This window comes from Mangrovimonas xylaniphaga (assembly GCF_001280435.1).
In the GTDB taxonomy this organism is placed as follows: Bacteria; Bacteroidota; Bacteroidia; order Flavobacteriales; family Flavobacteriaceae; genus Mangrovimonas_A; species Mangrovimonas_A xylaniphaga.
On the sequence record NZ_LBIP01000026.1, the window covers coordinates 1 to 525 of the forward strand.

The 525-nt window shown below is 43.6% G+C and carries 1 protein-coding gene; it reads right to left on the minus strand.

The annotated features are described in order from the left end of the window. Positions 1-525, minus strand: a 525-nt coding sequence (locus ZA06_RS16140; protein WP_157503302.1) for an HYR domain-containing protein, incomplete at both ends; no start/stop codon positions are given.

Here is a 525-nt window from a genome sequence, read left to right on the forward strand (position 1 = left end):
TGGTTGTTGTAACAACGTTGCTTGTAGCGTTTACCGTTGGATTTTCATTATCGGTCACTGTTACAGTCATGACATCAGTAGCTGTATTGGCTGGGGTAGCATTGTCAGATACGGTATATGTAATTGTGGTTGTCCCTATCGGGAATGTATATGTTCCGACCTGTCCAGAACCGGTATCGTTTACAGCACCGGTCATTACCCATGCAATTGAGCTTACGGAACAATTATCGTTGAAAGAGGCATCTGTAATAGCAACATCTACAGAACAGTCTCCAGAGGTATCTGCACTGGTTGTTGTAACAACGTTGCTTGTAGCGTTTACCGTTGGATTTTCATTATCGGTCACTGTTACAGTCATGACATCAGTAGCTGTATTGGCTGGGGTAGCATTGTCAGATACGGTATATGTAATTGTGGTTGTCCCTATCGGGAATGTATATGTTCCGACCTGTCCAGAACCGGTATCGTTTACAGCACCGGTCATTACCCATGCAATTGAGCTTACGGAACAATTATCGTTGAAAG